The sequence below is a fragment of the Ochrobactrum sp. PL_is483 genome (assembly GCF_055816855.1).
Map to the genome: position 1 here is coordinate 24,568 of NZ_JBVPGS010000038.1, position 26,543 is coordinate 51,110.

26 protein-coding genes and 1 tRNA gene are annotated in these 26,543 nt (G+C 59.2%); 13 read left to right on the plus strand and 14 right to left on the minus strand.

Going from position 1 to position 26,543, the window contains the following annotated elements; genetic code table 11:
- Window positions 1-76 precede the first annotated feature (76 nt).
- From AC0TNJ_RS15825 to AC0TNJ_RS15845, 5 genes are all read left to right on the plus strand, one after another.
- Window positions 77-1,627 carry an ABC transporter substrate-binding protein gene (locus tag AC0TNJ_RS15825; protein ID WP_473771637.1) on the plus strand — a complete coding sequence of 517 codons (1,551 nt, stop codon included), beginning with the start codon at window positions 77-79 and terminating at the stop codon, window positions 1,625-1,627.
- A 63-nt stretch (window positions 1,628-1,690) separates the two neighbouring features.
- Window positions 1,691-2,611 (plus strand): ABC transporter permease, encoded by a 921-nt coding sequence (locus tag AC0TNJ_RS15830; RefSeq protein ID WP_473766816.1) that lies wholly within the window; start codon window positions 1,691-1,693, stop codon window positions 2,609-2,611.
- Entirely contained in the window at window positions 2,611-3,483 is an 873-nt protein-coding gene (locus AC0TNJ_RS15835; protein WP_473766817.1) for an ABC transporter permease, read from the plus strand. Before AC0TNJ_RS15830 ends, AC0TNJ_RS15835 begins: the two co-directional genes overlap by 1 nt.
- Window positions 3,484-3,494: 11 nt before the next feature.
- Entirely contained in the window at window positions 3,495-4,448 is a 954-nt protein-coding gene (locus AC0TNJ_RS15840; protein ID WP_473771638.1) for an ROK family protein, read from the plus strand.
- Window positions 4,445-5,176 carry a copper homeostasis protein CutC gene (locus tag AC0TNJ_RS15845; protein WP_473771639.1) on the plus strand — a complete coding sequence of 244 codons (732 nt, stop codon included), beginning with the start codon at window positions 4,445-4,447 and terminating at the stop codon, window positions 5,174-5,176. Before AC0TNJ_RS15840 ends, AC0TNJ_RS15845 begins: the two co-directional genes overlap by 4 nt.
- A gap of 59 nt (window positions 5,177-5,235) precedes the next feature.
- Here the strand turns inward: AC0TNJ_RS15845 and AC0TNJ_RS15850 are convergent, their stop codons facing one another.
- Entirely contained in the window at window positions 5,236-5,949 is a 714-nt protein-coding gene (locus tag AC0TNJ_RS15850; RefSeq protein WP_473771640.1) for an IS6 family transposase, read from the minus strand.
- 204 nt (window positions 5,950-6,153) lie between these two features.
- On the opposite strand from AC0TNJ_RS15850, the gene AC0TNJ_RS15855 reads away from it, so the two are divergent.
- Together AC0TNJ_RS15855 and AC0TNJ_RS15860 are read left to right on the plus strand one after the other, a co-directional pair.
- A tRNA-Sec gene (locus AC0TNJ_RS15855) sits at window positions 6,154-6,249 on the plus strand.
- Window positions 6,250-6,371: 122 nt separating this feature from the next.
- Window positions 6,372-6,785, plus strand: a complete 414-nt coding sequence (locus tag AC0TNJ_RS15860) for a hypothetical protein (RefSeq protein WP_473771641.1) — start codon at window positions 6,372-6,374, stop codon at window positions 6,783-6,785.
- A 261-nt stretch (window positions 6,786-7,046) separates the two neighbouring features.
- Here AC0TNJ_RS15860 and AC0TNJ_RS15865 read toward each other — a convergent pair whose 3' ends face one another.
- The 11 genes from AC0TNJ_RS15865 to AC0TNJ_RS15915 form a co-directional block, all read right to left on the minus strand.
- Window positions 7,047-7,676: an alpha/beta fold hydrolase gene (locus tag AC0TNJ_RS15865; protein WP_473771642.1), complete on the minus strand. Its 630-nt coding sequence runs from the start codon at window positions 7,674-7,676 to the stop codon at window positions 7,047-7,049.
- Window positions 7,677-7,771: 95 nt separating this feature from the next.
- On the minus strand, window positions 7,772-8,359 hold the full coding sequence (locus AC0TNJ_RS15870) for a protein-S-isoprenylcysteine O-methyltransferase (protein ID WP_473771643.1): 588 nt from the start codon (window positions 8,357-8,359) through the stop codon (window positions 7,772-7,774).
- Complete coding sequence (locus AC0TNJ_RS15875; protein ID WP_473771644.1) at window positions 8,356-9,540, minus strand: lipase; 1,185 nt, start codon at window positions 9,538-9,540, stop codon at window positions 8,356-8,358. The genes AC0TNJ_RS15870 and AC0TNJ_RS15875 overlap by 4 nt, the downstream gene beginning before the upstream one ends.
- A gap of 80 nt (window positions 9,541-9,620) precedes the next feature.
- The gene (locus tag AC0TNJ_RS15880) at window positions 9,621-10,271 is read right to left on the minus strand and encodes a response regulator (RefSeq protein ID WP_473771645.1); all 651 of its coding nucleotides are present in this window, start codon (window positions 10,269-10,271) and stop codon (window positions 9,621-9,623) included.
- Window positions 10,258-11,649 carry a sensor histidine kinase gene (locus tag AC0TNJ_RS15885; protein WP_473771646.1) on the minus strand — a complete coding sequence of 464 codons (1,392 nt, stop codon included), beginning with the start codon at window positions 11,647-11,649 and terminating at the stop codon, window positions 10,258-10,260. The genes AC0TNJ_RS15880 and AC0TNJ_RS15885 overlap by 14 nt, the downstream gene beginning before the upstream one ends.
- Window positions 11,646-12,173 carry a putative pterin-binding protein gene (locus tag AC0TNJ_RS15890; protein ID WP_473771647.1) on the minus strand — a complete coding sequence of 176 codons (528 nt, stop codon included), beginning with the start codon at window positions 12,171-12,173 and terminating at the stop codon, window positions 11,646-11,648. The genes AC0TNJ_RS15885 and AC0TNJ_RS15890 overlap by 4 nt, the downstream gene beginning before the upstream one ends.
- A gap of 715 nt (window positions 12,174-12,888) precedes the next feature.
- The gene (locus AC0TNJ_RS15895; protein ID WP_473771648.1) at window positions 12,889-13,053 is read right to left on the minus strand and encodes a hypothetical protein; all 165 of its coding nucleotides are present in this window, start codon (window positions 13,051-13,053) and stop codon (window positions 12,889-12,891) included.
- A 233-nt stretch (window positions 13,054-13,286) separates the two neighbouring features.
- Window positions 13,287-13,664: a hypothetical protein gene (locus tag AC0TNJ_RS15900; protein ID WP_122001192.1), complete on the minus strand. Its 378-nt coding sequence runs from the start codon at window positions 13,662-13,664 to the stop codon at window positions 13,287-13,289.
- Between the two features lie 144 nt (window positions 13,665-13,808).
- Window positions 13,809-16,994, minus strand: a complete 3,186-nt coding sequence (locus AC0TNJ_RS15905) for an efflux RND transporter permease subunit (RefSeq protein ID WP_473771649.1) — start codon at window positions 16,992-16,994, stop codon at window positions 13,809-13,811.
- A 120-nt stretch (window positions 16,995-17,114) separates the two neighbouring features.
- Window positions 17,115-18,305, minus strand: a complete 1,191-nt coding sequence (locus AC0TNJ_RS15910) for an efflux RND transporter periplasmic adaptor subunit (protein WP_473771650.1) — start codon at window positions 18,303-18,305, stop codon at window positions 17,115-17,117.
- A 131-nt stretch (window positions 18,306-18,436) separates the two neighbouring features.
- Window positions 18,437-19,264 (minus strand): alpha/beta hydrolase, encoded by an 828-nt coding sequence (locus AC0TNJ_RS15915; RefSeq protein ID WP_122001189.1) that lies wholly within the window; start codon window positions 19,262-19,264, stop codon window positions 18,437-18,439.
- A 124-nt stretch (window positions 19,265-19,388) separates the two neighbouring features.
- Between AC0TNJ_RS15915 and AC0TNJ_RS15920 the strand changes: the two genes are divergently transcribed.
- Window positions 19,389-20,300 (plus strand): LysR family transcriptional regulator, encoded by a 912-nt coding sequence (locus AC0TNJ_RS15920; protein WP_473768307.1) that lies wholly within the window; start codon window positions 19,389-19,391, stop codon window positions 20,298-20,300.
- On the opposite strand, the gene AC0TNJ_RS15925 is transcribed toward AC0TNJ_RS15920, so the two are convergent.
- Together AC0TNJ_RS15925 and AC0TNJ_RS15930 are read right to left on the minus strand one after the other, a co-directional pair.
- Complete coding sequence (locus AC0TNJ_RS15925) at window positions 20,297-20,611, minus strand: hypothetical protein (RefSeq protein WP_473771651.1); 315 nt, start codon at window positions 20,609-20,611, stop codon at window positions 20,297-20,299. The two genes, AC0TNJ_RS15920 and AC0TNJ_RS15925, sit on opposite strands and share 4 nt — an antisense overlap.
- A gap of 83 nt (window positions 20,612-20,694) precedes the next feature.
- Entirely contained in the window at window positions 20,695-21,300 is a 606-nt protein-coding gene (locus AC0TNJ_RS15930) for a CDP-alcohol phosphatidyltransferase family protein (RefSeq protein WP_473771652.1), read from the minus strand.
- A 139-nt stretch (window positions 21,301-21,439) separates the two neighbouring features.
- Here AC0TNJ_RS15930 and AC0TNJ_RS15935 point away from each other — a divergent pair, with 139 nt between their 5' ends.
- From AC0TNJ_RS15935 to AC0TNJ_RS15955, 5 genes are read left to right on the plus strand one after another with little or no spacing between them, the layout of a single operon-like run.
- Entirely contained in the window at window positions 21,440-23,224 is a 1,785-nt protein-coding gene (locus AC0TNJ_RS15935; protein ID WP_473771653.1) for a bifunctional alpha/beta hydrolase/class I SAM-dependent methyltransferase, read from the plus strand.
- Window positions 23,221-24,534, plus strand: a complete 1,314-nt coding sequence (locus AC0TNJ_RS15940; RefSeq protein ID WP_473771654.1) for a phosphatase PAP2/dual specificity phosphatase family protein — start codon at window positions 23,221-23,223, stop codon at window positions 24,532-24,534. Before AC0TNJ_RS15935 ends, AC0TNJ_RS15940 begins: the two co-directional genes overlap by 4 nt.
- Window positions 24,531-24,962 (plus strand): hypothetical protein, encoded by a 432-nt coding sequence (locus tag AC0TNJ_RS15945; RefSeq protein WP_473771655.1) that lies wholly within the window; start codon window positions 24,531-24,533, stop codon window positions 24,960-24,962. Before AC0TNJ_RS15940 ends, AC0TNJ_RS15945 begins: the two co-directional genes overlap by 4 nt.
- A 1-nt stretch (window position 24,963) precedes the next feature.
- Entirely contained in the window at window positions 24,964-25,617 is a 654-nt protein-coding gene (locus AC0TNJ_RS15950) for a lysophospholipid acyltransferase family protein (protein WP_121981106.1), read from the plus strand.
- Window positions 25,614-26,543, plus strand: coding sequence for a phosphatidate cytidylyltransferase (locus tag AC0TNJ_RS15955; RefSeq protein ID WP_122001182.1), 930 nt, complete (start codon window positions 25,614-25,616; stop codon window positions 26,541-26,543). The genes AC0TNJ_RS15950 and AC0TNJ_RS15955 overlap by 4 nt, the downstream gene beginning before the upstream one ends.

Genomic DNA, 26,543 nt, shown 5'->3' on the forward strand with positions numbered 1-26,543 from the left:
CAAATCAATGCCTAATTGGTTCTGAAATGATCCAATCAAAATTTGAGCGAATCTTAAGACAAAGAGGGGGTCCGGGATGTTTATCAGCCGATCGTTCAACTGTTTCCGCGTTGCCGTGCTCGGCGGCGCTTTTTTGGCAGGCGTTTCTCTTTTGCCGTTGCAGGCTGCGGCCGCAACTTTGACCGTTATGCAGAGCGAGGCTCCGCGCTCGATGGATCCGGGTGACCAGACGGCAACCTATACAGCCTCTGTGCTTGATCCTATGTATGACGGCCTGCTCAAGCAGACTGAAAGCAACCCTGTTGCGCCTGCGCTTGCCACCGAATGGTCCGGGGACGATACGGGGCTCGTGTGGACGTTCAAGCTGCGCGAGGGTGTCAAATTTCATGACGGAACACCGTTCAATGCGGATGCTGTGGTGAAGAACTACGCCCGCCATCTCGACACGAAGCGCGGTCTGGCGGCAAGCGGTCGCCTGCGCCTCGTGATCGAGAAGGTCGAAGCGGTTGATGACAAAACCGTACGCTTTACGCTCAAGAAGCGGTACCCGGCATTTCTGGCCTTGCTCACTACGCCGTCCAACTGGATCGTCAGCCCCACCGCGGACGATACGGGAACGCTGGGCGCAAAAGCGGTTGGCACTGGCCCATACAAGTTCAAGGAATATAAGTCCGGCGAGTATGTGCTGGAAGAAAAGAACCCGGATTATTGGGGCGGTGTCCCCAAAGGCGCAGACGAGATCAAATGGACCTGGACATCCGAGCCGTCGGTAATGAACATGGCGATCCAGACCGGTGACGCGGATGTGGTAAGCCCGTTGCCACCCGCTTTTGCGGCCCAGCTTTCTGCAAGCGACGATGTGAAGGTTATCAGTTCCGATGGCGCGGCTGTTTTCTGGGTCGCGCTTAATACGAAGCTGAAACCGCTGGATGATATGCGGGTGCGACAGGCGTTGAACTATGCCACCGACCGCGACGGACTCGTGCGCGCCATCATGCAGGGTTACGCCATTCCCGCTAACTCCCCGCTGCCTCCGGTCATGAACGGCTACGACAAGTCATTGCAACCCTATACGCTTGATCTGGACAAGGCGAAGGCCCTGCTGGCTGAAGCTGGCCATCCGGATGGCTTCTCGATGTCGGTTGCCGTGCAAGAGCCGGAAGCACGCATCGCCGAACTGCTGCAGGCCATGTGGGCAAAAGTTGGCGTAAAGCTTGATGTGCGCCGGATGGAAAGCGGTGTCTGGACCAAGGCAGCCTTCGCCGATCTGGCGGGCAAGGAAGCCGACGGCACCGGCTCCGTTATTGCTTCCTGGTCCACGAGCGTGAACGGTGCTGACCTTCAGCTGCGCCCGCTCTATCATTCCGCAAGCTCGGCGCCCGTCGGCGCTAATCTCGGCTTCTTCAACGATCCAAAGCTCGACAAGCTCCTTGATGACGCTTCCAATATCCAGGACGAAGGCGAGCGCAACAAGCTCTATGTCGAAGCGCAGAAGGAGATCAATGAGCAGGCGCCACATGTCCTTCTTTACACGACCAAGGACGTCTATGCCGTGCGCAACAATGTGGAAGGCGTGGGTATGATTCCCGGCGGTCAGGTAGTCGTCGAGGAAGCCACCAAGAACTGAGGCCATAAAGAACGTGGAAGCCGCCTGAGCGACTTCCTTTCGTGACAAACCGACGAGGGGCGTATGAAAGCCTATATTCTCCGCAAGCTCATCGGCCTGCCCCTGATACTGATCAGCGTATCGCTGCTGATCTTTCTCGCCCTGCGCGCCTTACCGGGTGATCCGGCGCGCCTCATGGCCGGCCCAGAGGCGACGCAGGAAGCAGTTGACGCAATGCGCTCCCGTCTGGGCTTGGATCGCGGTCTTGTCCATCAATATGCGCAATTTGCGATCGATGCCGGGCAGGGTGATCTTGGCACATCCATCCGTTCCAAGCTGCCGGTAACGAGCGAAATCGCGGAGCGCATGCCCTATACGCTGGCTCTCGCGCTGACAGCCTATCTGCTTGCCATGGCGATCGGCATTCCTGCCGGCATGGTGGGGGCGATCTATCGGCACGGTTGGCCTGATCATGCAGTCATGTTCCTAGCCATTCTCGGAGCTTCGATCGCCAATTTCTGGCTGGCGCTGATGGCCATGAACACGTTTTCGGTCAAGCTCGGCTGGCTGCCGCTTCTCGGCGCATCGAACTGGAAAAGCTTCATCCTGCCATCCGTCACTCTCGCCGTCTTGCCCGCCGCACTCATTGCCCGCATGACGCGCTCAAGCATGATCGAAGTGCTGGGACAGGATTATATTCGCACTGCGCGTGCCAAGGGCGTTTCCGTTGCCTCGATTTACTGGAGCCACGCGCTGCGCAACGCGCTGATCCCCATCATCACCATTGTTGGGCTGAACTTCGGCGCTTTGATTGGCGGAGCTGTCGTGACGGAATCTGTCTTCAATTGGCCCGGTATCGGGCGGCTTCTGGTGGATTCGGTACGCTATCGCGACTATCCAGTCATCCAGGGCGTTACGCTGGTGGCTGTAACAGGTGTGGTTCTCGCCAATTTCATTGCCGAGATGCTGATCGCAGCGCTCAATCCCCGCATTAGGTTCGACTGATGAACAACGTTTCGATGACCGTCTCCGCCCAACCGCGTTTCGGACGCTCCCGGCAAACATTGCGCTGGATCGCACGTCATCCAGGTATTGCGGTCGGTGGCGCGCTGATTGCCCTCATCGTGTTCTGTGCGATTTTCGCGCCGTTCATCGCCAGGGCCGACCCTTATGAGCAGGATCTGCTTGCAACCATGCTGCCACCATCCTGGGAACATCCCTTCGGCACTGATGACGGCGGGCGCGATATTTTCGCCCGTGTGATCCATGGTGCGCGGATTTCGCTTCTGGAAGTTGCGCTCGGCGTCGGCCTTGCGGTTCTGGTCGGCGTGCCGCTCGGCATATTATCCGGCATGGCGGGCAAGCGTATCGATACCGTGATCATGTGGTGCATGGATGTGCTGTTCGCGTTTCCGGGTATCGTCCTGGCAATTCTGTTGATCAGCATCCTTGGTACCAGCCTTGTCAATCTTCTGGTTGCCATCGCCGTGTTTTCCGTGCCGATCTATGCCCGCCTAGCCCGCAATCTTACGCTTGGCCTACGCTCCATGGATTATGTGGAAGCCGCTGTCTCGCTCGGGCTTTCGCGGTGGCGGATCATGACACATTACATCATGCCCAATGCTGTCGGGCCGATCATTGTGCAATCGACCTTGACCGCTGGCACGGTCATTCTGTCCGCTGCCAGCCTTTCCTTCCTCGGACTGGGTGCACAGCCGCCACTGCCCGAATGGGGTGCGATGATGTCGAGCGGCCGTAACTATCTGGGATTGAACATATATATGTCGTTATTTCCCGGGCTCGCAATCATGATAACGGTGCTCGGCTTCAACATTCTTGGGGATGGATTGCGAGATCTCCTGGATCCGCGACGGTGAGACAATCGACAATGCTGTATTTTGAACCGCACTCTGCGTCGCACACGCTGCCGGTCTTCTCCGCTGACATCGGAGGCTCTTTCATACGGTTCGCGCATTCGGCCCGGCCTGGCTCGCTTGAGCATCTGGAGAGCCTCCCGACGCCGACCAAAGATTGGGCGGCATTCGTGAGCGCGCTTGATGGACTGCTTCTGCGTCACGCCGGCAGCAGCAACGCTCCACTCGCCCTGTCGATCGCCGGACTGATCGATCCAGTCGACGGTAGGGCTTTTTCCGCCAATATTCCGTGCATCACGGGACGCCATCTCGAAAAGGAACTCGGCGAGCGGTTTGGGCGGCGAGTTTTTGCGGCCAATGATGCCGATTGCCTGGCGTTGGCGGAAGCAGGCGAGGGCGCTGGCGCGGGAAACCGTATCGTCTTCTGCGCGGTGCTTGGCACGGGCGTTGGTGGCGGTCTGGTGGTGGAAGGCCGTCTTGTCCGCGGGGCAGGCGGCATTTCAGGCGAATGGGGGCACGGGCCGATCCTCAACACGCAGGTGGAGCTTGAAGGCGAAGGGTCGGTGTTTATCCCACGTTTCGCCTGCGGGTGTGGCCAGAGAGGATGTGTGGATACGGTTGGCGGCGCACGCGGCATCGAACTCGTCCATTCTTTTCTCAACCGTGAGGAAAAGGACAGCCGTAGCATCCTGCAGGCATGGCAAGGCGGTGACAGTGCGGCGCGCAGAACCCTGGCAGCCTATCTGCAGCTGGTTGCTGATCCTCTGGCTGCGGTCGTGAACATTACGGGCGCTTCGATCGTCCCTGTTGGCGGAGGACTCGCAACGGCAGAACCTCTGATCATGGCCTTGGATAAATCTGTTCGGCAACGCATCTTGCGCCGTGTGGACACGCCGTTGATCGTCTCTGGACGCTTCAGCAGTGAAGGCGGGCTGATCGGCGCCGCTATTCTGGGGCGCCAATCGTGAGAGCCAGATTAGAAGTCTGTGTGGATAGCCCAGAGGGTCTCAGGGCGGCTGTCGAGGGTGGTGCGCACCGGATTGAATTATGTGCGGCGCTGGATGTCGGCGGGCTGACACCATCGCCCGGCTTGATGGCACTGGCTGCCCGAGTACCGATACCTGTGTATGCCATGGTCCGTCCGCGTGCCGGTAGCTTTTGCTTTCAGACCGACGATGCAGTGTCCATGATCGCGGATATCGACGCAGCCAGAAATGCCGGGCTTGCTGGGGTCGTCATCGGCGCATCTTTGCCGAACGGCAATCTCGATCTGCCGTTGTTGCGTCGTCTTGTCGATCGTGCGAGCGGTTTGGGGACGACGCTTCATCGCGTCTTCGATCTTGTGCCGGATCCCGAGCGGTCGCTGGAGGAGGCTATCGAGCTCGGTTGCGAGCGCATATTGACCTCCGGATTGCGGCATACGGCGCTGGAGGGACTGCCGATGCTGGCTAGCCTTGCAAAGCGCGCTGCCGGGCGCATTGGCATCATGCCGGGTAGCGGGATCACTATAGAAAACGCGATGCATATTCTGGATGAAACCGGGGTCGGCGAAATTCATGCCTCCTGCCGGCAGGAAGTTCCAGTTGAGGATGCCGGAAGCGTCGCGTTCGGGTTTTCCAAGCCACATTCCTTCCGAACCTCAGCGAATAAAGTGAGACAACTCGTTGAGGCCATCGTCGAATGCCCTCATCCATAGTTTCTCGGAGGCGTCGCCTTAATCTGGGAGCGGACGCACTTGTCTGCGCAGGCCGTCTTTCATGCACTGATGGACATGGCGATGTCTTGCCATGTTGCGATAGCGTGGGTTCGAAGTTTTCGATGGTCTGCGGCGGAAAGATGTTTACGGTGAAGAAGGAAGAGATTGGCGATCTGGCCATGGGCTGAGACGAAACGCTGGCATTGCCGGGCCGACTTGAACCGCATCATCCGCCGCTCCCGTCTTCGCACGGGAAGATGTGAATTCTCTGCTCGATTGTTGATGCCCTTGTGAGATCGATGCTCGACGCCCGGCATCAGTTCCGCCTTGGCTGCAGCGTAGGACCGCAGCTTGTCGGTGATCATGACCCGTGGGGCGATGCCCTGGCCTTTGAGTAGCTTGCGCATCAGCCGGAGAGCAGCCTTGCTATTTCTGCGGGTTTGCAGAAGCGCATCAAGAACGTATCCGTTGGCGTCAACGGCGCGCCACAGCCAGTATTTCTTTCCCTTGATCGTCACCACCATTTCATCAAGCTGCCATTTGTCAGCAAAGTGGCCTCGCGAGCGCCGGCAGAGTTGGCGGGCGAATTCAAGGCCAAACTTTGCAGCCCATTCCGAGACGGTCTGGAACGAAACCTCAATACCGCGCTCGGCCAGCAGATCTTCAACGTCGCGAAAGCTGAGCGGAAACCGGTAATAGAGCCAGACCGCATGGGCGATAATCTCAGCTGGAAAGCGATGACGTCTGAAGTGGGTAAGCGGAGCTTCGGTCATAGACCCCTGATATCAAGTCATCTCCAACCACCCGGTTAAGGCGACGTCGCCTTCGCATGTCATGCCGGGAATGCAAGCGAACGCCGCCGCTCAGATTGACGCCATGATCAGTAATGCGGTAGCAAGGAAGGGAAAATAGAAATGGTAGCAAACACTACCTCCAGCTGCTGCCGAAACTGAAATTGTATAATAAAAACAATATCTGGAAGGGATGCATGCCCGGTGGCATGTCCGGACTTCAAATCCGGGAGGGGCCGATAGACGGTCTTTGGTGGGTTCGACTCCCATTCTCTTCCGCCAGTATCCTTAAAACTATCGACGTTTGGATCATCAGCGAACGGAATTTGCTATAGAGGGGTGCCGTTTAACTTATTTTCACAGGTAAAAGTATTACCAATATGAAGGGATTTGTTTGATTTTGTATGCTTGCTAACCTTGCATGGTTCGTAACTGAATGGGCTTTGACGGGTAGCGAGCATATAGTGAATTCTATATCTAAAAGTATACTGTATTTAGCGGCGCTTCTTTTGACCACTTTGCTGATGAGCTGGAACGAAGAGCCATCTGTGCAGATAATGAAGCTAGCAGCAAGCGTGCTTTACGTCGGCGTGCCCATTCCGCAATTGAATACAAGAAAAATATACCAACAAAATGGTCAATATCTGCCATATATTCAATCGTCAGGTCGATATGCAGGTTTGTTTTCTTGCTGGTTCACGATTATGGATTGGTCGCCATCTACTACTGTAGAAAATAGTATATTCATGTTCCTGTCTGTTATTTCAGCATTTCTAATTTTTGATACGATTTTATTTTTCTGGCGTCGCTTGCCCTAAGAATAATTCAATATCCATTGTGAACCTCGCCAATCGGCATCCTTAGATGCATTTCCAGCAAAAGTGTAAAACGCCTACGCGGGGAAATCGGTCCACTGGACTGATTTCTAATCCCGCTTCGATGCATTCGGAAATGTGGAAAAATAAATAGATAGGGTGGTTCCAGCGGTTCCGTTAAAACAGGAGCCGCTCTAAGGGCCTGTTCCAAAAGTCACCATTTTCGCCTCGTCCTGCCGCTTTTTGATTCAGGCTCTCGGTCCTTCACCGTACGATACTCAGCACATTGCGAACCACTTCATCCTGAAGCGGGCGCTGCTTCTCGATGTTGAAATGACCGATATCTTTCATGCCCGAGAAATCGCGATTGTCGAGGCTTCCCCTGAAGCGCGGGCCGGCGGTCAACGGCAGGCCCCAGCCATGCTGCTTGAAATAGAAATTCACGACACGCCCGATATTGCCGGGCAGAGGGGCAGGCGCTGTGGCGGCAAAGGTCGCCATATAGGCGACGCGAATGCCCTTTTTTTCAAGAGCGGCCGCAATGTCGATGACAGCATTGGCGCCAAGCGAATGGCCAATCAGAACCACGGGCGCGCGCGGGTTCTCGCGCTGGTCGGCAAGTATCCGGTTCAGCACAAAACGCCATGCCTGATGGCCCTCGACATGCGCATCGACGCCATTGGCCTGCAATTGCCTGCCGATCTCGTCAATGCCGGTGGAGAAAATGTCCCCGAACCCGCGCAGAAGATAGACATCCGCCCGCGAGGACTTTCTGGAAGGTGTTTTGGGCGCCGCCTGCGCTGCGCCGCCATAAAGCGCAAGAGCCGCTCCGGCAAAGATCAGGCTGCGGCGGGTCATGATTTTCGAATGCAAATGATCGGGCTTTGAAACCATCTTCGACTACCTGTTGGGGCGCGTTCGAAAAATGACTTTCGAACGAGGGGCATCGAACCAGCTATTTAGAGCGCCGGTCCGTTTCAGCCAAATCACTAGAACTTGAGTTTTGGAATGACGCGGCCCGTGCGGCGCGCATAATCGTCATAGGACGCGCCAAAGGCCGCCCGCATCATCGCCTCCTCATGGCCGACCCGATAGAAATAGAGGATGGCGACGCCGACAATCCCGGCCAGCCCGGCAAACCAGTTCGGCAGCAGGCAGAATTGCGCAATCGCCCACAGCCAGAACGACAGATACATCGGATGGCGGACATATTTGTAAAGCCCGTCGGTCACCAGCTTGTGCTCGCGGCGGATTTCAAGCGAGACCGACCAGTTTTTGCCCAATTGGCGATGGCTTGCATAAAAAAGCCAGAGGAAGGCGATCTCGACGATTACCCCGATCCAGGCCAGCCACGGCTGGAAAGCATAATCGGCAAAGGCAGGAACGCCGGTCGCGACATAGACGATGGGGATCAGCGACAGGCCCACCGTCGCCGCACCCAGCGCCAGCCGGTCAGCCAGCGTCTTCGCATCGTTTGCAACCTTGATCTTGCGTGCACGCCGCTGGTGCGGAATGCGGATAACGACCCAGGCGACAAGCCCGATTCCCCAGACGATTGCGGCCAGTGTCGGTGTCATTCGGCAACAGTTTCCTTCCTTGGCTGGGCACCGATGATGCGGTCATCCGTCCGTTCGCGGAGCGAAATCGGCCCGCAGCAGATCTGAAAGAAATCATACCAATAGGGCTTCGTATTTCCGAATACATATTGATAATGCACGCGAAAAAGGTTCCGCTTCACGCGCTTGTAGATTTCCGGCTGCAACATTTCCTTCATGCGCACTGTCCGGGTGACGGGAAAAGCTCGTTGCGGCTCCCGCTTTAAACCCATCTCGGCCACGGGATCGGTCTTGTAGAAATTGATCGCATCGGTCAGGCACTGGATTTCCACCCAGTCGATTTTGCCATCGTCCACCAGCCGCTGCACGCCTTCGCGAAAATGCCCGCCCGCCGGATGATAGCCTGCCTTGAGCGCGGTCGAGCCAAGCGTGAGGACCGTCACCTTCGACGCATGGCGGCTGAATTGCGGATCGATGGCAAGGCAGCGCGCGGCAACGTCCAGCATCAGCATGCCGCCGGTGCTGTGGCCGATCAGAATGACCTCGTCATACTGTTTCGCGGCGGTGCGTTCGACGATGCCAGCGGCAAAGCGCTGCATCAGGGATTCTGCATCCCGCCGCCGTCCTCGAATGAAATTGAGCGAGAATGACCACAGGTCCATCAGATGGTTGGTGGACCATCTTTTGCCCAGAATGGCGAGTGCCGCCGAAAAAACCGCAAGCCCGACGAGCCAGCTCAGGGCGCCAAGCCAGTGAGCAGTCGCCCGCGCCGCCGCATAGCCCGCCACGGCGAACAGGGCGAGCACGAGAAACGGGTAGAGGAAATAAAGCCCGAACCGCCATGCCCTGGCAAAGAAGCGAAACGCAGTACCGGTGATGACGAAATCGCCGAAGGCGACAAGATATTTTGCCAGCCTGACCGGGAGCGGACGGTCGAAATCCGCCAACACGATTCTGTCCAGAACGAGAAAATTGAAGTCCGTTTCGGTGGCCCAGCCATTGTCGCCGGGTGCCGTCTTGATTGAGACGGAGCCTATCTCGCCATCCGGCGATACGCTGATATCCGAAACGTCGGAACGAACGCTCCAGAGAGCTTCGGACCGTTTGATTTCTCTGTTCAATCGTCCAAAAAACGCCTCCGGCGTTTTCGGATCATAGCCGCCAATGAAGAAGACAGCGCGTTGTCGAACCGGTTGCTTCATGCGCAAATCGTAATTTGGGGTTGTCGGATTGTCGAGATCATTACCGATCATCCCCCAAAAAACCGGTTGAATTCGCCTGCCTATCTCATGTCGACCAGTCCGCGCCGGATGGCTTCGCGGGTTGCTTCAGCGCGCGATGACACGCTGAGCTTCTGGTAGATCGCCTTCACATAATCGCTGACTGTATGTTCCGATAGTCCAAGTTTGCGGGCGATTTCGCCATTGCGCTGGCCGGTGCTGATCTCCTTCAGCACTTCGGTTTCCCGCCGCGAAAGATGGATGAAGTCTCCATTCGGTTCCGCCGCAGCGGAAGGAGTGGATATGGCCTTTACGCGCGCCACCAGATTGAGTCTGGCGCGAATCGTGAGGATGAGAACGTCGAAATCGATTGGTTTCGTGAGATAGTCGTCGGCACCGGCCTCTCTGCCGGTCAGCTCGTGGCTGCGGTCGGCAAGGGCGGTCAGAAACAGGAATGGCGTTCCGGCAAGGTCGGGCCGGGAGCCGCGAATCTGTTCCAGAAATTGCAGGCCGTTGGTGCCGGGCATCAATATATCGCAGATGATGATGTCGGGCGTCGTCCGCTCCAGCACGCGCAGCGCTTCACCTGCATTGGCGGCGCCAATGGCGTTGAAGCCCGAAGTGCTCAGCTCATCGATCAGTTCTTCAAGAATATGCGCCTCGTCCTCGATGCAGAGGACGGTGGGCGTGGGAGGAGTTTCAGGCAGTCGCATGCTGGGCCACCTTTGGTAGAGACAGAATGAATACCGTACCTTGTCCTTCAACCGAAGTGAAGACAAGCGTACCGCCGTGCAATTCGGCCAGCGCGCGTGACAGGCTGAGGCCAAGGCCGGTTCCTGCCATGTGCGATGCGTTGCTGGCGCGGAAAAAACGCGTGAATACGCGATCCGCTTCCTCCGCCGGTATGCCGATGCCATGGTCGCGGACGATGCAGCGGAAGCCGTTCTCGTCTTCTTCCGTGGTCACTTCGATGGGCTTGCCGGCGGGCGAATATTTGGTGGCATTGCCAAGCAGGTTGACCAGAATCTGCTCGACCAGAATGCCGTCGCAATAACAGAAAGTCTCGCTGTCCTTGATGTCCGTCACCAGTTCCAGCTCGGGATGCAGCTCCTGATGATAGGTGCAGGTGTTGCGCACCAGTTCGGAGAAATCGACCGGCTGCCGGTTGATCTGAAACCCGTTCTCGTCGAGGCGTTCCGCATTGGCGGTGCTCTCCAGAAGCAGGATCAGGCGGCGGCTGGCATTCCGCATCCGCTTGGCCTTGTCGATGATGATTTCGGGCGTGAACTCGTCGGCGCGGCGGATGAAGCGCTGGGCGATGATGTCGATGATCGATACCGGCGTGCGGAACTGGTGTGAAACCGTGGTGATGAAGCTCTTGTAGAGTTCCTTGGCCTTGCGCTCGCTTTCCAGCGCCTCGCGCAGGGCGGCGGTGCGGTCGGCAACGGTCTGTTCCAGTTGCTGCTTGTATTCCTGCAAGGCCTTGTGGGCGCGCTCGGCCCTGCGCATGTTGGACAAAAGCTGCCAGGACAGAATGGCGCCTGTCGCCATGATGCCCAGCACCGCGAACATGATCAGGTAGATTGACTGCAATTGCTGGTCGCGGTGCGCGCCGCCGCGGTCCTGCTCCACAATCGTTGCATCATTGGCAACCTTGGTCAGCTCATCGCGCATGGGAACCAGCGCTTCGTAGATGGCGGCGGGGTTGAATTGTTCCGGCCCGGCCTTGATCATCGCCTCGATTTCGGGAAGCCGGTCTGCATTGCGCCGGATGGTGTCGGCAGCGCCCGGAATGCCTTCGAAATATTTCTTCTGCGGGCCATCGGCCAGAAGCGCGAAACGGCTGTAGAGAACGTCGAGGCGGAGCGAGAGATCACCTGTGTTCGTGCTGCCTGCGGGAAAGGTCAGCGCCGTTTCGGCCAGGCGGCTGGCGTCGCGTTCCGTCTTGGTGATGGCCCAGACCATGTTCTCGCCGGTATAGGTTGCAAGCGATTTCTGGATTTCGAAAAGCTGAATGAATGCATAAGCGAGCAGCGCTGCAAACCCTGCCATGACCAGGCCGGAGAGAATGTAGCCTCGCTTGATTCTCATTTCACCTCGATCTGCTTCAACTGCCACGCCCAGCGGTGATCATAGCGCGAATCGTTCAGCTCCTGATGCTGGTCGCGCGGATAGACGATCCAGTATGGTCCCTTGTCGCGCAGGCTCAGCTCCCTGCCGTTCATCTTGTGCGCGACGAGGACATTGTACCTGTAGGCGTCCTGCAGCGGAATGCTGATACTGTAGTCGTTGATCGCAAGAATGGTGATCGAACGGTCTGCGGCGTCTTTCCCGTCGACGCCGACCGTTGCCAGCACGTCGCGCAGCAGCACGCCGTCGAAATTCTGCGGGCCCTCGGTCCAGGCGGTGTTCGTCTGCAACCTGTTCTGCGGCAGTTGCGTGAAGTCGTCGCTTGTCAGCACGCGGGTTGTTCCGTTCGGGCCGATGACGGTCAGCGTAGTGGTCGTGGTCGCGGACGACGGGACTTCAGCCGCTCCTGCAAAAGGAGAAGTTTGGCAGATGGCGAAAAGCGCAATCAGTGCCGGGAGCGCCAGAAGACGCCGGAGAGCGAACATCCAGTTTGCGCATGACACGTGGGGTATCTCCAGAAACGAAAGAATGCGAATGTACCGAAGCTTTAAAGGGAGGGCGCGCGCAATTTCAAGAATCTCCTGATTTTGGCGGGCGAAATTTCCCTTCAAAAGCGTCAATTCGCACATATCACCGAAAAAGTCTGGTCTAATTTCAAATAAATATCAAATGGTTTCATAAAGTCTTTCAAACTCTACCGGCCGCTGAAAGTCATTGCGGGACGTGGAGGCTGGTTCTTCTTTGTTTCATACCCCCCTGAATAGGGGAATTGTTTTTCGCTACTGGAGCGTTCACTAAATAGCCGTCGGCCTGTTGGGCTTAGGAGGCTGACGCAAAAATTGGGCGGGGGCTGCTTATCGACCGCGGGGAGTCGGGGTCGATAGGCAGCCAAACCAGTCCGGACAGCGCGGCAGCGGCGATAACGGTTACTCTCGAAGCGAAGCGTTTCGAGCTACGAATAAAAACCGGTCCCGCACTCTGGTCGCTTCCAGGACAGAATGGCCGACAGGCATCTGGTCGAGCCTAGAACCTGCCGTTCAGGTTCCTCGAACAGAGCGAGCTTGCACCTCTTTCGCGTCCTTCAATCTGGAGGGCGCGCTTTTTTTTGCCTGTATTCCTTTCAGAAAAAAGTGACGACCGGCGTCCGGGCGCGATCGTCACGAAGCAGGATAGGGGCCAGTTTCCAGCTTTTCCGGCAGTTTATTTCTGTTCCGGAGCCGTTGTCTGGATGCTTGCAGTGGTTTGCGGCTTCTCGATCTTCGTGGAAGATTGAGCACTATGATAGGTGCAGTCTGCCATCGCGCCTGTAACCGAGAAAGCTACCGACAGAGCGAGGACAGCGGTAGTCACGAATACGACTTTCATGTCTGTCTCCCTATATTGTGGGTATGGCATTGCAGCGGCGAGTTTAGCAGAGCGGGAAACTTCTGTCGCATCACATCATCCGAAAAAAAGCCTTTGCCACATTTTTGCCATGAATTTGTCGGGCGTTCGCCATAGATTTTGGCGCAAAAACGGAACGATCTGCCGCGCAAAAACGCAACTGGCGCGATTTTCGCGCCAGATCACGATTTTGCCTTGATGTGATTTCGGACCGCTCAGGAGGCGCAGCGGCTCACCACCGCCCGCTTGCCGCCCATCGACAGGAACGAGATATGCAGCGTCTGGCCGACGGGTGAAATGGTGATGTTTTCCTTCGACTGCTGGCCATTGGCGGTGCAGGACATCGACACGGTAAAGGTGCCTTCGTAATTGTTCATCCGCGTGACCGAGCACTGGCTGTCGCGGCTGTCGAAACGCTCGCCGGAAATGGCGAATCGCTGTCCGTCGGGGCTGCACCAGTTGCCGGTGATGGGGGTCGGATCGACGGGCGGCTTGGCGGGGGTGGCGCTTGCCGAAGGACCGGGCGTCGTTTCGGAACATGCTGTCAGGGCAGTGACAGCGAGGACGAGGGCAAGCAAACCGGACTTCTGCAACGATCTTCTCCTTCATGCAGCGGACAAAGCCTCCTCTTAAGAAACCGATTCGGGCGATATCGCGACCGCAAAAGACAAGTCCACAAAGAAAAGGGCCGGATTGCTCCGGCCCCTCTGCAGAAGGTGATGGAAGGAGACGTCGGATTATTCCCCCGGCGCCAGATGCGGGGCCTCGATCTTGGCGCCTGCGTGTTTCAGCGGGCGCTCGCCGGAGAGCTTGCGGATCAGCACATAGAACACCGGCGTCATGAAGATGCCGAAGGCGGTCACGCCGATCATGCCTGCAAAGACCGCGATGCCCATGGCCGAGCGCATTTCCGCACCCGCACCCGTGGATATGACCAGCGGCACCACGCCCATGATGAAGGCCATCGAGGTCATCAGGATCGGGCGCAGACGCAACCGGCTTGCCTCGACCGCCGCCTGCACGACACCTCTTCCCGATAGTTCCAGCTCGCGGGCAAATTCCACGATCAGGATCGCGTTCTTCGCCGATAGCCCCACAAGGACGATCAAGCCGATCTGGGTGAAGACGTTGTTGTCGCCTCCGGTCAGCCAGACGCCGGTGAGTGCCGCCATGATCCCCATCGGCACGATCATGATGATCGACAGCGGCAGGGCAAGGCTTTCATATTGCGCGGCCAGCACCAGATAGACGAGCAGCAGCGCCAGCGGGAAGACGAGGAAGCCTGAATTGCCAGCAAGGATCTGCTGGTAGGTCAGGTCGGTCCACTCATAGGCGATGCCCGGAGGCAAGGTTTCCTCGGCGATCCGTTCAATGGCGGCCTGTGCCTGGCCGGACGAGAAGCCGGGGGCCGGGTTGCCGTTGATATCGGCGGAAAGGAAGCCGTTATAGCGGATGGCGCGTTCGGCACCCACGGTCTGCTCCACTTTCAGGAGAGCCGACAGCGGGATCATCTCGCCCGACTGCGAGCGAACCTTCAGCTTGCCGATATCCTCGGCATGGCTGCGGTAATTCGCATCGGCCTGAATGCGCACGCTGTAGGTCCGCCCGAAGGCATTGAAGTCGTTGACATAAAGCGACCCCAGATAGATTTGCAGGGTTTCGAACACGTCAGTCACCGCCACGCCAAGCTGACGCGCCTTCGTGCGGTCTAGATCGGCATAAAGCTGCGGCACATTGATCTGGTAGCTCGAATAGAGACCGGCCAGTTCCGGCGTCTGATAGGCCTTGGCGAGAAACGCCTTGGTTGCATCGTCCAGCGCCTTGAAGCCAAGCCCGTTGCGATCCTCAAGCTGAAGCTTGAAGCCGCCGGTCGTGCCGAGACCCTGAACGGGCGGCGGCGGGAACATGGCGATGAAGGCATCCTGAATGGCGCCGTATTGCTGGTTCAGCTCCATGGTGATCGCATTGGCCGACAGTTCCGGGGTCTTGCGCTCCTCGAACGGCTTCAGCGTCACGAAGACGATGCCGGAGTTCGACGAGTTGGTGAACCCGTTGATCGACAGGCCGGGGAAGGCGATGGCATTGGCCACGCCCGGATGCTTGAGGGCAATGTCGCTCATGCGGCGGATCACATCTTCCGAACGGTCGAGCGTTGCCGCATCCGGCAATTGCGCGAAGCCGATCAGATATTGCTTGTCCTGCGCCGGAACGAACCCGCCGGGCACCGCGCGGAACAGGACGAAGGTGACGCCAAGCAGCACGACATAGAGGCCCATCACCAGCGACTTGCGCGAGAGAATGCCGCCGACGCCGCGCCCATAGGCTTCCGAACTTGCACCGAAGAAGCGGTTGAAGCCACGGAAGAACCAGCCGAACAGCTTGTCCATGGCGCGGGTGAGCCGATCCTTCGGGGCATCATGGCCGCGCAGCAGCAGGGCCGCCAGAGCGGGCGAAAGCGTCAGCGAGTTGAAGGCCGAGATCACCGTCGAGATCGCGATGGTGAGCGCGAACTGGCGATAGAACTGGCCGGTCAGGCCGGTGATGAAGGCAAGCGGCACGAAGACCGCGACCAGCACCAGCGCAATGGCGATGATCGGCCCGGAAACTTCCTGCATGGCGCGATAGGTGGCCTCGACCGGCGACAGCCCCTGTTCGATATTGCGCTCGACATTTTCCACCACCACGATGGCGTCATCGACCACGATGCCGATGGCGAGCACAAGGCCGAAGAGGCTGAGCGCGTTGATGGAGAAGCCGAACACATACATGACCGCGAATGTGCCGACGATGGAAACCGGAACGGCAACCAGCGGAATGATGGAAGCGCGCCATGTCTGCAGGAACATGATGACGACGATCACCACCAGCACGATGGCTTCGAGCAGGGTATGGATGACCGACTCGATGGACGCCTTCACAAACCCGGTCGTGTCATAGACGATGTCGAAATCCACGCCTTCCGGCATGGTCTTCTTCAGGTCGGCCATGGCCGCATGGACGTTTTCGGAAATTTCCAGCGCATTGGAACCGGGCGACTGGAACACGCCCATGCCGACCGCCAGCTTGTTGTCGAGCAGCGAGCGCAGCGAATAATCGGCAGCGCCCATCTCAACACGCGCCACATCACCCAGCCGGGTGATTTCGCCCTGATTGCCGGATTTTACGACGATATTGGCGAATTCTTCCGGCGACTGGAGACGGCCTTGCGCATTGACGGAAAGTTGCAGGTCAAGACCCGAAACCGACGGCGATGCGCCGATGACACCAGCAGCGGCCTGAACATTCTGCTGGCGGATGGCATTGGCGATGTCGCTTGCGGAAAGTCCGCGCTCGGCGGCCTTTTGCGGGTCGATCCAGACGCGCATCGAATAATCGCCGCCGCCGAATATCTGCACCTGTCCGACGCCCGGAATACGGGCGATGCGGTCCTTGACGTTGAGAACGGCATAATTGCGCAGATAGTTCACGTCATAGCGGCCATCGGGTGAGATGATGTGAACGACGAGGGTCAGGTCGGGCGAGCTCTTGGCGGTCGTGACGCCAAGCGTGCGCACTTCTTCCGGCAGGCGCGGTTCGGCCTGCGAAATACGGTTCTGCACCAGCTGCTGGGCCTGATCGGGATCGGTGCCGAGCGCGAAGGTGACGGTCAGCGTCATGACGCCATCGGCGGTCGCCTGGCTCTGCATGTAGAGCATGCCCTCGACGCCGTTGATCTGTTCTTCAAGCGGCGTGGCGACGGTTTCGGAAATGACGGCAGGGTTGGCGCCCGGATATTGCGCGCGCACCACGATCTGCGGCGGCACGACTTCCGGATATTCCGAGATCGGCAGACCTGTCATGCCGATCAGACCGGCAACGAAGATCAGGACCGACAGAACGCCAGCGAAGACCGGCCGGTCGACAAAAAAGCGTGAGAAGTTCATCTGTTTATCCCCCTTAAGCGGGAAGGCAAAAACTCTCCCGGCCCGCGAAATCGGCAGATTTCGCGGGTTGCTGAGGCTGAGCATTTGCGGTTAGCGCGCGCTCAGGCGCGCCGTTTTAATTCAGTTTTTGGCAAGCGTTTCGGTGACGGGTTGCGGTGCGACGACCACGCCCGGACGAATGCGCTGCAGGCCGTTCACGACGATATTCTCGCCGGGCTTCAACCCGCTTTCGATGATGCGCAGGCCGTCATAATTGCGTCCCAGAACCACCTGCCGGTATTCGACCTTGTTATCGGCCCCGACCACGAAGACGAACTTCTTGTCCTGATCGGAAGCAATGGCCCGGTCGCTCACCACCAGCTTTTCATCCGGTTCCGGTTCGCCGAAACGAATGCGGACAAACTGGCCCGGAATGAGCCTGCCATCCGGATTGTCGATCGCGGCGCGAACCCGGATTGTGCCGGTCGTGGCATCCACCTCATTGTTGATGAGCTGGATATGGCCGGAAATCGGGGTGCCGTCATCGGAAGCGGTGCCGATCTGGACCGGAATGCGCTCGATGGCGCTGCCGCCGGGCGAGGCGGCAAGCTTGGCAAGCGCCCTGGTGACGACTTCCTCATTGGCGCTGAAGCTTGCATAGATCGGGTCGACCGAGACAAGCGTGGTCAGCACCGGCGAGGCGGAACTTGCGGCGACGAGATTGCCCGCCGTCACTTCCAGCCGCCCGACGCGACCGGAAATCGGTGCGCGTACTTCCGTATATCGCAGGTCAAGCTCGGCTGTTTGCAATGCAGCCTTGGCCGAACGCAAGCTTGCCTGCGCCTCGTCAAAGGCGCTGGAGCGCTGGTCGAGGCCGCTCTGGGCGATGGTGCGGGTGGTGACGAGCTGGCGTCCGCGTTCCAGTTCTGCCTTCGCCAGCGCAACGCGCGCCTCTTCGGCGGAAACCAGCGCCTTCGCCTTTTCGACCGCCGCCGCATAGGGCTCGGGATCGATGGTGACGAGCAGATCGCCCTGTTTCACCAGCGCGCCCTCGCGGAAATGGGCTTTCTGGATGGCGCCGCCGACGCGCGGGCGAATTTCAACGCGGTCGATTGCTTCCAGTCGGCCTGAAAATTCTTCCCAGGTCGCGATGCGGCGCGATTCCGCCTTGGCGACGGAAACAGGAACGGCAGGCGGGGGAGCGGAAATATCGGTTGCAGCATCGGCCTTGAGGTGCGGCACGCCGAAGAGAATGGCGCCGCCGCCAGCTGCAGACAATAGGATACTCAGGCCGGCGCCCCATAGGGCCCGGCGGGCTGTGATCGATGTCATCGTTGTATCTCCTAAACCGGTAGGGGAAGCCGGCTTCAATGGGGCATCAGGTCAAAGCTTGGGAGGACTTCAATCTGATTGTTTTTCAAGCATGTCTCTCAAAACCGGTTCCCGCTTCTGGGAGACATGCTTCATGCTGCGATTGGCTTTGCTCCTGCCTGCCGGAAGAAATCGGAAAACAGGTCGATAAGTTTGTGTTCCTGTGGCGACCAGTCGCTGCCGGCCACCTTGTTTTCGGGTATCCAGCCCGCTTTCCCCGGAAGGACATGGGACTGGACCTTCACGCCCGCTTCGCGAAGACGCTCGGCATAGGCCTGCGTTTCATCGCGCATCGGGCATTGGGCGCTGGAAACGAGCAAGGTCGGAACCAGACCGCCCAGACGTGTACAAAGACCGGGCGCGGCGTAGGGATGCGTGAACCCGCCGCACTGGCCCAGATAGTGCTGCCAGCCATCCGCCATCGTCTGGACCGCGCTTTCCGGGCAATATTTGCGGAAAGACGCCGTGGCGAGGCAGGGGTCGAGCATGGGCGAAAGCAATATCTGACCTTTGAGGTCCGTCAGATTCTGATCTCGCGCCATGAGCGCCAAACCCGCAGCAATATTGCCGCCCGCCTCTTCACCGGCGACGAACAGCATCGACTTCTTGTGCGCAAACTCCGGGCAACGCGCGCGCATCGAAGTCAGGATGGAGTAGACGATCTCAAGCGCCGCCGGGAACGGGTTGAGACAGGCTGCCGAATATTCCGGCGACACGACCACCGCACCCGCCTCGGCAAGTGTTTCGGCAACGCGCTCGCAGGCGCCAACGCAATTGGCGGAAAAAGCCCCGCCGTGGAGATGCAGCACCACAGGCGGCGGAGAAAGCAATTCTGCACCGCGATAAACGCGGGCCGTGCAGCCGCAGTCATCGGCCTTTCCGTTAACCAGAATTGTCTCTACGCTGAACTTCTCGCACATCTTTGTTGGCCTTCACGTATAGCGGCAAACCGCTATGTTGGAATATTATCATTGTCTCCCATCTGGAATAGTCCCCTGTAATTGGTTACACTATTCAGAATCTCGAACAATGGCAGTTTTTCAAATGGACCAGCTTTCGGCCATGCGCGCATTTCTCAGGGTTGTCGAAACCGGCAACTTCACCCGCGCCTCCGCTTCGCTCAACATGCCCAAGGCCACGGTCAGCAATCTCATTCAGGGATTGGAGACCCATTTGCGCACAAAACTCCTCAATCGGACCACCCGTCGGGTTCTCGTAACACCGGACGGCGCACTTTACTATGAGCGCGCAGCGCGATTGCTGGCCGATCTGGAAGAACTCGACGGCAGCCTGTCGAGCGCGCAGACCCTGCCCAAGGGCCGTCTGCGCGTTGAAATGGCGGGCGCGATCGCCAATCTCATCATCATTCCGGCGCTGATGGAGTTCCACCAGCGTTATCCCGATATCCAGATCGATCTCGGCGTATCCGACCGGCCTGTCGACTATGTGGCGGAAAACGTCGATTGCGCGATCCGCGTCGGCGAACTTGCCGACCAGTCGCTGATTGCCCGGCGCATTGGCGACATGCATTCCATTGCATGTGCTTCCGCTGAATATCTTGACCGTTGTTCCACGCCGCTGCACCCCTCCGATCTTGGTCGGGACTGCACGGTGGTCGGCTATTTCCGGCCATCGACCGGCCAGCAGATGCCGTTCCGCTTCAGGAAGGGGACGGAGGAGATCGAGGTCAACGGGCGCTATGTGGTGGCGGCGAATGAATCGACCACCTATCTTGCCGCCGCGCGGGCCGGGCTTGGCGTGGTGCAGGCGCCCTTGTTCATGGTGAGGGACGACATCGCCAACGGCACGCTGCGCCCCGTCCTGCAGGAATGGGAGATCGAGCCGATGCCGATCTATCTGGTCTATCCGCCCAACCGGCACCTCAGCAACCGCCTGCGCGTCTTCGCCGACTGGGTGGTCAAGACCGTCGCCAAGTCGCAGCTCAATGGGAATTAACGCGCGCAGCGCCGCTTGTTGAGCCGCACCTTGATCTTTTCGGGAGAGGTGCTTTTCGCCTTGTGGCCGGAAGAGACGATATGCGCGCGCACCGTGCAGTCGCCGGCCAGAACCTCGAAATTGTTGGAGCGGATATACATCACCGTATTGATCGGCTGGTCGGGCATTTTCTGCGCGACGGCGTTGACGACAGCGGTGACTTCCTTCGCCCGCTGCCTGGAACTGCCATCGCTGGCGGCAAGCACCGGGCCGGGCGCGGACGAATATGCGAACAAGACCCCGGCGAGAGCAGCAATCTTAGCTTTCTTCATTGGCATGGCCTCCGATTGAGCTGGAATTGGATGGGAACCAACATAGGCCCCAATTGCGTCAATACCAGTACCGGAAGCCCGTTTTAACGGTTCTTTGCCTCGTTGACGCCGTTGGCGACGCGCTTGACCGTGGTTGCGGCGAGTAACAGGCAAAGGAGCGGTTGCAGCCAGAACATCCAGTCCGGCAATGCGCCGTCGATGGCGATCCATGCGCCAAGGACGCCGAAGACCACGGCGCGGTCACTCTTGCCCATCGGGCCGTCATAGCGGCGGCTCGCACCCACGGTTGCTCCGGCAAGCCCCGCAAATTCCGTCAGGGTGGCGAGGAAAATGACCGCGAAAATCCATGGGCCGCTGAACGGCGCGACCAATGCGAAAGGCGCGTAGAGCGCTGCGTCGGAAACCACGTCGCCGATCTCGTTGAGATAGGCGCCGAGCGTCGATTTTTGCCCGTGTTCGCGCGCCAGCATTCCGTCGATGGCATTGAGCGCCATGCGCAGGAACAGCCAGGCAGGGACGAGCGCGAACCATGCCGCGCTTCCGTTCCACGCCAGAAAAGCGCCAAGTATGATGGAGACGAGCGCGGCGGCGACTGTAACCTGATTGGCCGTTACACCGCCTGCGGCAAGTCGCACGACAACTGGCCTCAGTAAATTCTGGAAACGCGACTTGAGTTGATAAACCGACATCAAGAATCTCTTGGGAAACGAAGAATAAGTATTGAACAGCTATTTGCGGTTCGCGCCAGCTCGTTTATGCAAACATTTTGTTTCACTCAATAGAAATTGGGGGCTATGGCCCTTGGGGAAGCAGCCGAGAGGGGATGGCATGAACGAGCACGCAGTCAAACCGCATCGCGTGGCGCAGGAAAGCCGGTTCGTCACCCATGACGGCACGTCGCTGTTCTACCGTTTCTGGCCGTCGCTCTCCGGCAAGCCGAAAGGCGTGATCGTGCTGCTGCATCGCGGGCATGAGCATAGCGGGCGCGTCGCGCACCTCGTCGATGAGCTGGGGCTCGACGACTACGCCTTCTATGCCTGGGATGCGCGCGGCCACGGCCAGTCGCCGGGCGTGCGCGGCTTCTCGCCATCCTTCGGCGCCTCGATCCGCGATCTCGATTGTTTCGTCACCCATATCCGGCAGGAAACCGGTGCCGCCATCGAGGACGTGGCCATCATCGCGCAAAGCGTCGGCGCGGTGCTGGCGGCTGCCTGGGTGCATGACTATGCGCCCAATATCCGCGCGCTGGTGCTGGCTTCGCCTGCCTTCGACATCAAGCTCTATGTGCCGTTCGCCAAGGAAGGCATTGCGCTCTGGCAGAAGCTGAAGGGTACGTTCTACGTCAATTCCTACGTCAAGCCGCAATTCCTGACCCACGATCCGGAGCGCATCGAATCCTATCGCACCGATCCGCTGATCACGCGGCCCATCGCATCGCATATATTGCTGCAACTCTACGAGGCGGCAAAGCGCGTGGTGGACGATGCGCGGGCGATTACCGTCCCGACGCAATTGCTCATCTCCGGCAGCGATTTTGTCGTGCGCCCCGCGCCGCAACATCGCTTCTTCGAAAATCTCGGCAGCCGCATCAAGGAGCGGCATGTGCTGAAAGGCTTCTATCACGACACGCTGGGCGAGCGGAATCGCAAGCCGGCCATCGAACGCATCCATGATTTCATCGAGGCGCGTTTTGCCGAAAAGCCGCAGCGCGCCGACCTGACGGAAGCGCATATCGCAGGCTACACGCGCGACGAGGCGGACCGGCTGTCGACCCCGCTGTCGCTTCTGACGGCACGGGGGCTTTACTGGGCGTCGACACGCGCTTCGATAGGCTTCGGCGCACTGTTTTCGGAAGGGCTGAAAGTCGGCAAGCGCACCGGCTTCGATTCCGGTTCGACGCTCGATTATGTCTATGAGAACGAAGCGCGCGGCATTGGACCGGGCGGCAAGCTCATCGACAGGCAGTTTCTGGAAGCGATCGGCTGGCGCGGCATCCGCCAGCGCAAGGTGCATCTGGAAGAACTGATCAGACACGCCATCAGGCGGCTCGAAAGCGAAGGCCGCTCGACCAATATCCTCGACATTGCCTGCGGCCATGGCCGCTATGTCATTGATGCCGTGGTGCGTGCAGGCGACTTGCCGGATAGCATTCACCTGCGCGATTATTCGCCGATCAATGTGCTGGCGGGCAACAAGCTCATCAAGGAGCGCGGGCTGGAAGCCATCGCCCATATGGAAGAGGGCGACGCTTTCAACGAGGAAAGCCTTGCCGCGATCACGCCGCAGCCGGACCTCGCCATCGTGTCCGGTCTTTACGAGCTTTTCCCTGATAATGCGTTGATCAATCGTTCGCTGTCGGGGCTTGCCCGCGTGCAGAAACCCGGCTCATTGCTGATCTACACCAACCAGCCCTGGCATCCGCAGCTTGAAATGATCGCGCGGGCGCTGACCTCGCATCGCGGCGGCGAGGCATGGGTGATGCGCCGCCGCACGCAGGGCGAAATGGACCAGCTTGTCGAGAAGGCAGGCTATCGCAAGATCGAGCAGCGCATCGACCAGTGGGGCATTTTCACCGTCTCGATTGCGGAGCGCGTTGGAGACGGCGAAGCGTGATAGGGGATTTGACGGAACGCGAGGGATATTCGCGGCGGCCCGTGGCCCGTCGCGCCATCCTTTGGCTTCTGTTTCTCGCTCCCTTTTTCTACCTGACCTACGGTACGGCCAACTGGCTCGCATCGCAGCAAAGCCATGTGCCGAACCTCGCCTTCGCGTGGGAAAGCCGGGTTCCGTTCATCGCGTGGAGCATCGTACCCTATTGGTCGGTCAACCTGTTTTACGCGATTGCGCTGTTCGTCAATGACAGTCCGGAACAGGTCGACCGGCTGGCGAAGCGTTATCTGACGGCACAGATCATCGCCGTTCTCTGCTTCGTCGCCTTTCCGCTGACGGCGACCTTCGTGAAACCGGCAACGGCGGGCATTCCGGGCTTCATGTTCGATGTGCTTGGCGGCTTCGACAAGCCTTTCAATCAGGCGCCTTCGCTGCATATCGCGCTGCTGATCATCATCTGGGACCAGATGCGCCGCGTGATGGGTGATGCCATGCGCGTGGTCTGGCATGTCTGGTGCCTGCTGATCGGCCTGTCGGTGCTGACCACCTACCAGCACCATGCGGTCGATATTCCGGCTGGCAGCTTGCTCGGCCTGTTTGCCCTGTGGCTTTTTCCGCGCAACGGCCCTTCGCCGCTGGCTGGCTTTCCGTTTACATCGGACCCCAAAGCCAGAAGGATCGGGCTTTGCTATCTGGCGGGCGCGATCCTGTTTCTGGCGCTCGCCATCCATGGCCTGACCGTCACCGGCTATGCGATTTTCTGGCTCTGGCCTGCAACCGCGCTTGCCATTGTGGCGCTCGGCTATTTTGGTGCCGGTGCGGCCATTTTCCAAAAGCAGACGGATGGATCGGTCAGTATCGCAAGCCGCTGGCTGCTATGGCCTTATCGTCTTTTTGCCCGGCTGAATGTGCGGTTCTGGACCCGCAGGCTGCCGCCGCATGTCGAGCTTGCCGATGGGGTGTTTCTCGGGCGGTTTCCAAAAGCGTCGGAACTCTCATCCTTTGCCGCCGTCATCGATCTTGCCGCTGAAATGGTGCCGCCGCCGCACGCCACGGAATGGAAAAGTTTTGCCACGCTCGACCTGATCGCGCCGTCATCCGAAAAAGTGCAACTGGCCGCCCATGCCGTTGAAGCTGCTCGCCATCACGGCCGGGTTCTCATCTGCTGCGCGCTTGGCTTCCAGCGCAGCGCCACCGTTGCGGTGGCGTGGCTTGTTTCCACCGGACGCGCCGCCAATGCGCAGGAAGCGGAAGCGCTGGTCCGCGCCAAAGGCTGGCCGGTCCATCTGCATCTGACGGGGGAGGCGGCATGAATACGCCTGCAACCTCGACGGCGATGATGCTGCGCCGCAACGCCTTTCTTGGCATTGCCATCGCGGTTGTTCTCCTTGCGGTCGCGCCCTTCCTGCGCCCGGTGCACGATCTGGCTTTCTGGCTGATCTGGCCGCTGCTGCTCGCCACTGCGTTGATCATGCTGGGTATCGCCGCGCATCTCTTGTTCGATGCAGCGCTTTTCCGCCTGATTGCCGCTTCCGGTGAAACGGGACTGGGCGAGGTGGACCAAATTCTGGAGCGCATGGGCCTTCGTTCCACCGAGGGGCCGGTGCGTCCGCTTGCGGCAAGGATTGAGGGTTCGCGGCGCATCGTGGGGCGGCTGCGCTTCTTCATGGGGGTTGGGATCGTGCTTTTCATTCTGCTGGCCGCAGTGCCATCAGGTCAGCCATTGGGGTGGGGGCCGTGACATGCGGGAACTGATCCGCCATCAGGTTCAATCGATTTTCGGTTCGTTTCTGGCCATCCTGTCGCGCGGGATTACCGGCGTGCGGCCCATCTGGAGCGGCACCGGACCGTCGCGCAATCAGCGCATCTATTTTGCCAATCACACAAGCCATGGCGATTTCATCCTGCTTTCCTCCTGTCTCGATCAGGAAGAGCGCGCCCGCACCCGTGCCGTCGCCGGGGCGGATTACTGGCGGGGCAACCGCGTGCGCCAGTTCATGGCGGAAGTTCTGCTGCGCACCGTGCTTGTCGAGCGCAACTGGGTGGAACGCACGCAGGACCCGATGGAAGTGATGCTGAAGGCGCTGGCCGATGGCCATTCGCTCATCATCTTCCCGGAAGGCACGCGCAACATGACCGACGAGGCGCTGCTGCGCTTTCGCTCAGGCATCTACAATCTGGCGCTGGCGCGCCCTGATGTGGAACTGGTGCCGTGCTGGATCGAAAACATGTCGCGTGTGCTGCCCAAGGGCGCGATGCTGCCGGTGCCGCTTCTGTGCCGCGTCATCTTTGGCGCGCCGGTCCAGCTTCGCGAGGGCGAGGACCGCAAGGAATTTCTCGCCCGCGCCCGCCAGAGCCTTCTCGATATTCAGCCCCGCAACGGTAAACAACCATGAGCGAAACAACCCGACTGTTCCTTGGCCTCATGGGCGTTCTGACAACGGCAAGCGCCGTTGCCGGTGTTCTTTCATGGCGCGCGCCGAAGCCGCTTTCCTCCACGCTGGTCAATCTCAATGCCCGCATCAAGGCATGGTGGATCATGGTCGGCGCCATGTGCGTCGCCTTCCTGTTCGGCAAGGGCGGGGTGATCGTGCTGTTCGCGCTGATCTCGTTTGCCGCCTTGCGCGAATATGCGACGCTGACGCAGACGCGGCGCGCCGACCATCGCGTGCTGCTGGGCATGTTCCTGCTGGTTATCCCGGTGCAGTATTACCTGATCTGGATCGACTGGTACGGGCTCTATTCCATCTTTGTCCCGGTCTATTGCTTCCTCGCCATGCCGGTGCTGACGGCACTTTCCGGCGACACGTCGCGCTTTCTGGAGCGCATCAGCGAGCAGCAATGGGGCATCATGCTGTCGGTCTATTGCATCAGCCATGTGCCCGCGCTGATGACGCTGGATATTCCCGGCTTTGACGGCAAGAAGCTGCTTTTGATCGCCTTTCTGGTGGCCACCGTGCAGGGCAGCGATGTGCTGCAATATATTTTCGGCAAGCTGTTCGGCAAACATCGCATCGCGCCCGCCATATCGCCGTCCAAGACCTGGGAAGGCTTTGTCGGCGGGGTCGCCAGCGCCTCGCTTCTGGGGGCAGGGCTTGCCTGGCTGACGCCGTTTTCGCCGCTTCAGGCGGGCGCGCTTGCCGCAACATCCTGCATCATGGGCTTCTTCGGCGGGCTTGTCGCCTCCGCCATCAAGCGTGATCGCGGCGTGAAGGACTGGGGCCACATGATCGAAGGGCATGGCGGCATGCTCGACCGGGCCGACAGCCTTGTCTTCTCGGCCCCGGTCTTCTTCCACATCGTGCGCTATTTCTGGACCTGA

Coding starts and splice junctions, on each gene's coding strand:
- AC0TNJ_RS15825 (WP_473771637.1), top strand. CDS start 77: ATGTTTATCAGCCGATCGTTCAACTGTTTCCGCGTTGCCGTGCTCGGC.
- AC0TNJ_RS15830 (WP_473766816.1), top strand. CDS start 1,691: ATGAAAGCCTATATTCTCCGCAAGCTCATCGGCCTGCCCCTGATACTG.
- AC0TNJ_RS15835 (WP_473766817.1), top strand. CDS start 2,611: ATGAACAACGTTTCGATGACCGTCTCCGCCCAACCGCGTTTCGGACGC.
- AC0TNJ_RS15840 (WP_473771638.1), top strand. CDS start 3,495: ATGCTGTATTTTGAACCGCACTCTGCGTCGCACACGCTGCCGGTCTTC.
- AC0TNJ_RS15850 (WP_473771640.1), bottom strand. CDS start 5,949: ATGACCGAAGCTCCGCTTACCCACTTCAGACGTCATCGCTTTCCAGCT.
- AC0TNJ_RS15860 (WP_473771641.1), top strand. CDS start 6,372: ATGCTTGCTAACCTTGCATGGTTCGTAACTGAATGGGCTTTGACGGGT.
- AC0TNJ_RS15865 (WP_473771642.1), bottom strand. CDS start 7,676: ATGGTTTCAAAGCCCGATCATTTGCATTCGAAAATCATGACCCGCCGC.
- AC0TNJ_RS15870 (WP_473771643.1), bottom strand. CDS start 8,359: ATGACACCGACACTGGCCGCAATCGTCTGGGGAATCGGGCTTGTCGCC.
- AC0TNJ_RS15875 (WP_473771644.1), bottom strand. CDS start 9,540: ATGAAGCAACCGGTTCGACAACGCGCTGTCTTCTTCATTGGCGGCTAT.
- AC0TNJ_RS15880 (WP_473771645.1), bottom strand. CDS start 10,271: ATGCGACTGCCTGAAACTCCTCCCACGCCCACCGTCCTCTGCATCGAG.
- AC0TNJ_RS15885 (WP_473771646.1), bottom strand. CDS start 11,649: ATGAGAATCAAGCGAGGCTACATTCTCTCCGGCCTGGTCATGGCAGGG.
- AC0TNJ_RS15890 (WP_473771647.1), bottom strand. CDS start 12,173: ATGTTCGCTCTCCGGCGTCTTCTGGCGCTCCCGGCACTGATTGCGCTT.
- AC0TNJ_RS15895 (WP_473771648.1), bottom strand. CDS start 13,053: ATGAAAGTCGTATTCGTGACTACCGCTGTCCTCGCTCTGTCGGTAGCT.
- AC0TNJ_RS15905 (WP_473771649.1), bottom strand. CDS start 16,994: ATGAACTTCTCACGCTTTTTTGTCGACCGGCCGGTCTTCGCTGGCGTT.
- AC0TNJ_RS15910 (WP_473771650.1), bottom strand. CDS start 18,305: ATGACATCGATCACAGCCCGCCGGGCCCTATGGGGCGCCGGCCTGAGT.
- AC0TNJ_RS15915 (WP_122001189.1), bottom strand. CDS start 19,264: ATGTGCGAGAAGTTCAGCGTAGAGACAATTCTGGTTAACGGAAAGGCC.
- AC0TNJ_RS15920 (WP_473768307.1), top strand. CDS start 19,389: ATGGACCAGCTTTCGGCCATGCGCGCATTTCTCAGGGTTGTCGAAACC.
- AC0TNJ_RS15925 (WP_473771651.1), bottom strand. CDS start 20,611: ATGAAGAAAGCTAAGATTGCTGCTCTCGCCGGGGTCTTGTTCGCATAT.
- AC0TNJ_RS15930 (WP_473771652.1), bottom strand. CDS start 21,300: ATGTCGGTTTATCAACTCAAGTCGCGTTTCCAGAATTTACTGAGGCCA.
- AC0TNJ_RS15935 (WP_473771653.1), top strand. CDS start 21,440: ATGAACGAGCACGCAGTCAAACCGCATCGCGTGGCGCAGGAAAGCCGG.
- AC0TNJ_RS15945 (WP_473771655.1), top strand. CDS start 24,531: ATGAATACGCCTGCAACCTCGACGGCGATGATGCTGCGCCGCAACGCC.
- AC0TNJ_RS15950 (WP_121981106.1), top strand. CDS start 24,964: ATGCGGGAACTGATCCGCCATCAGGTTCAATCGATTTTCGGTTCGTTT.
- AC0TNJ_RS15955 (WP_122001182.1), top strand. CDS start 25,614: ATGAGCGAAACAACCCGACTGTTCCTTGGCCTCATGGGCGTTCTGACA.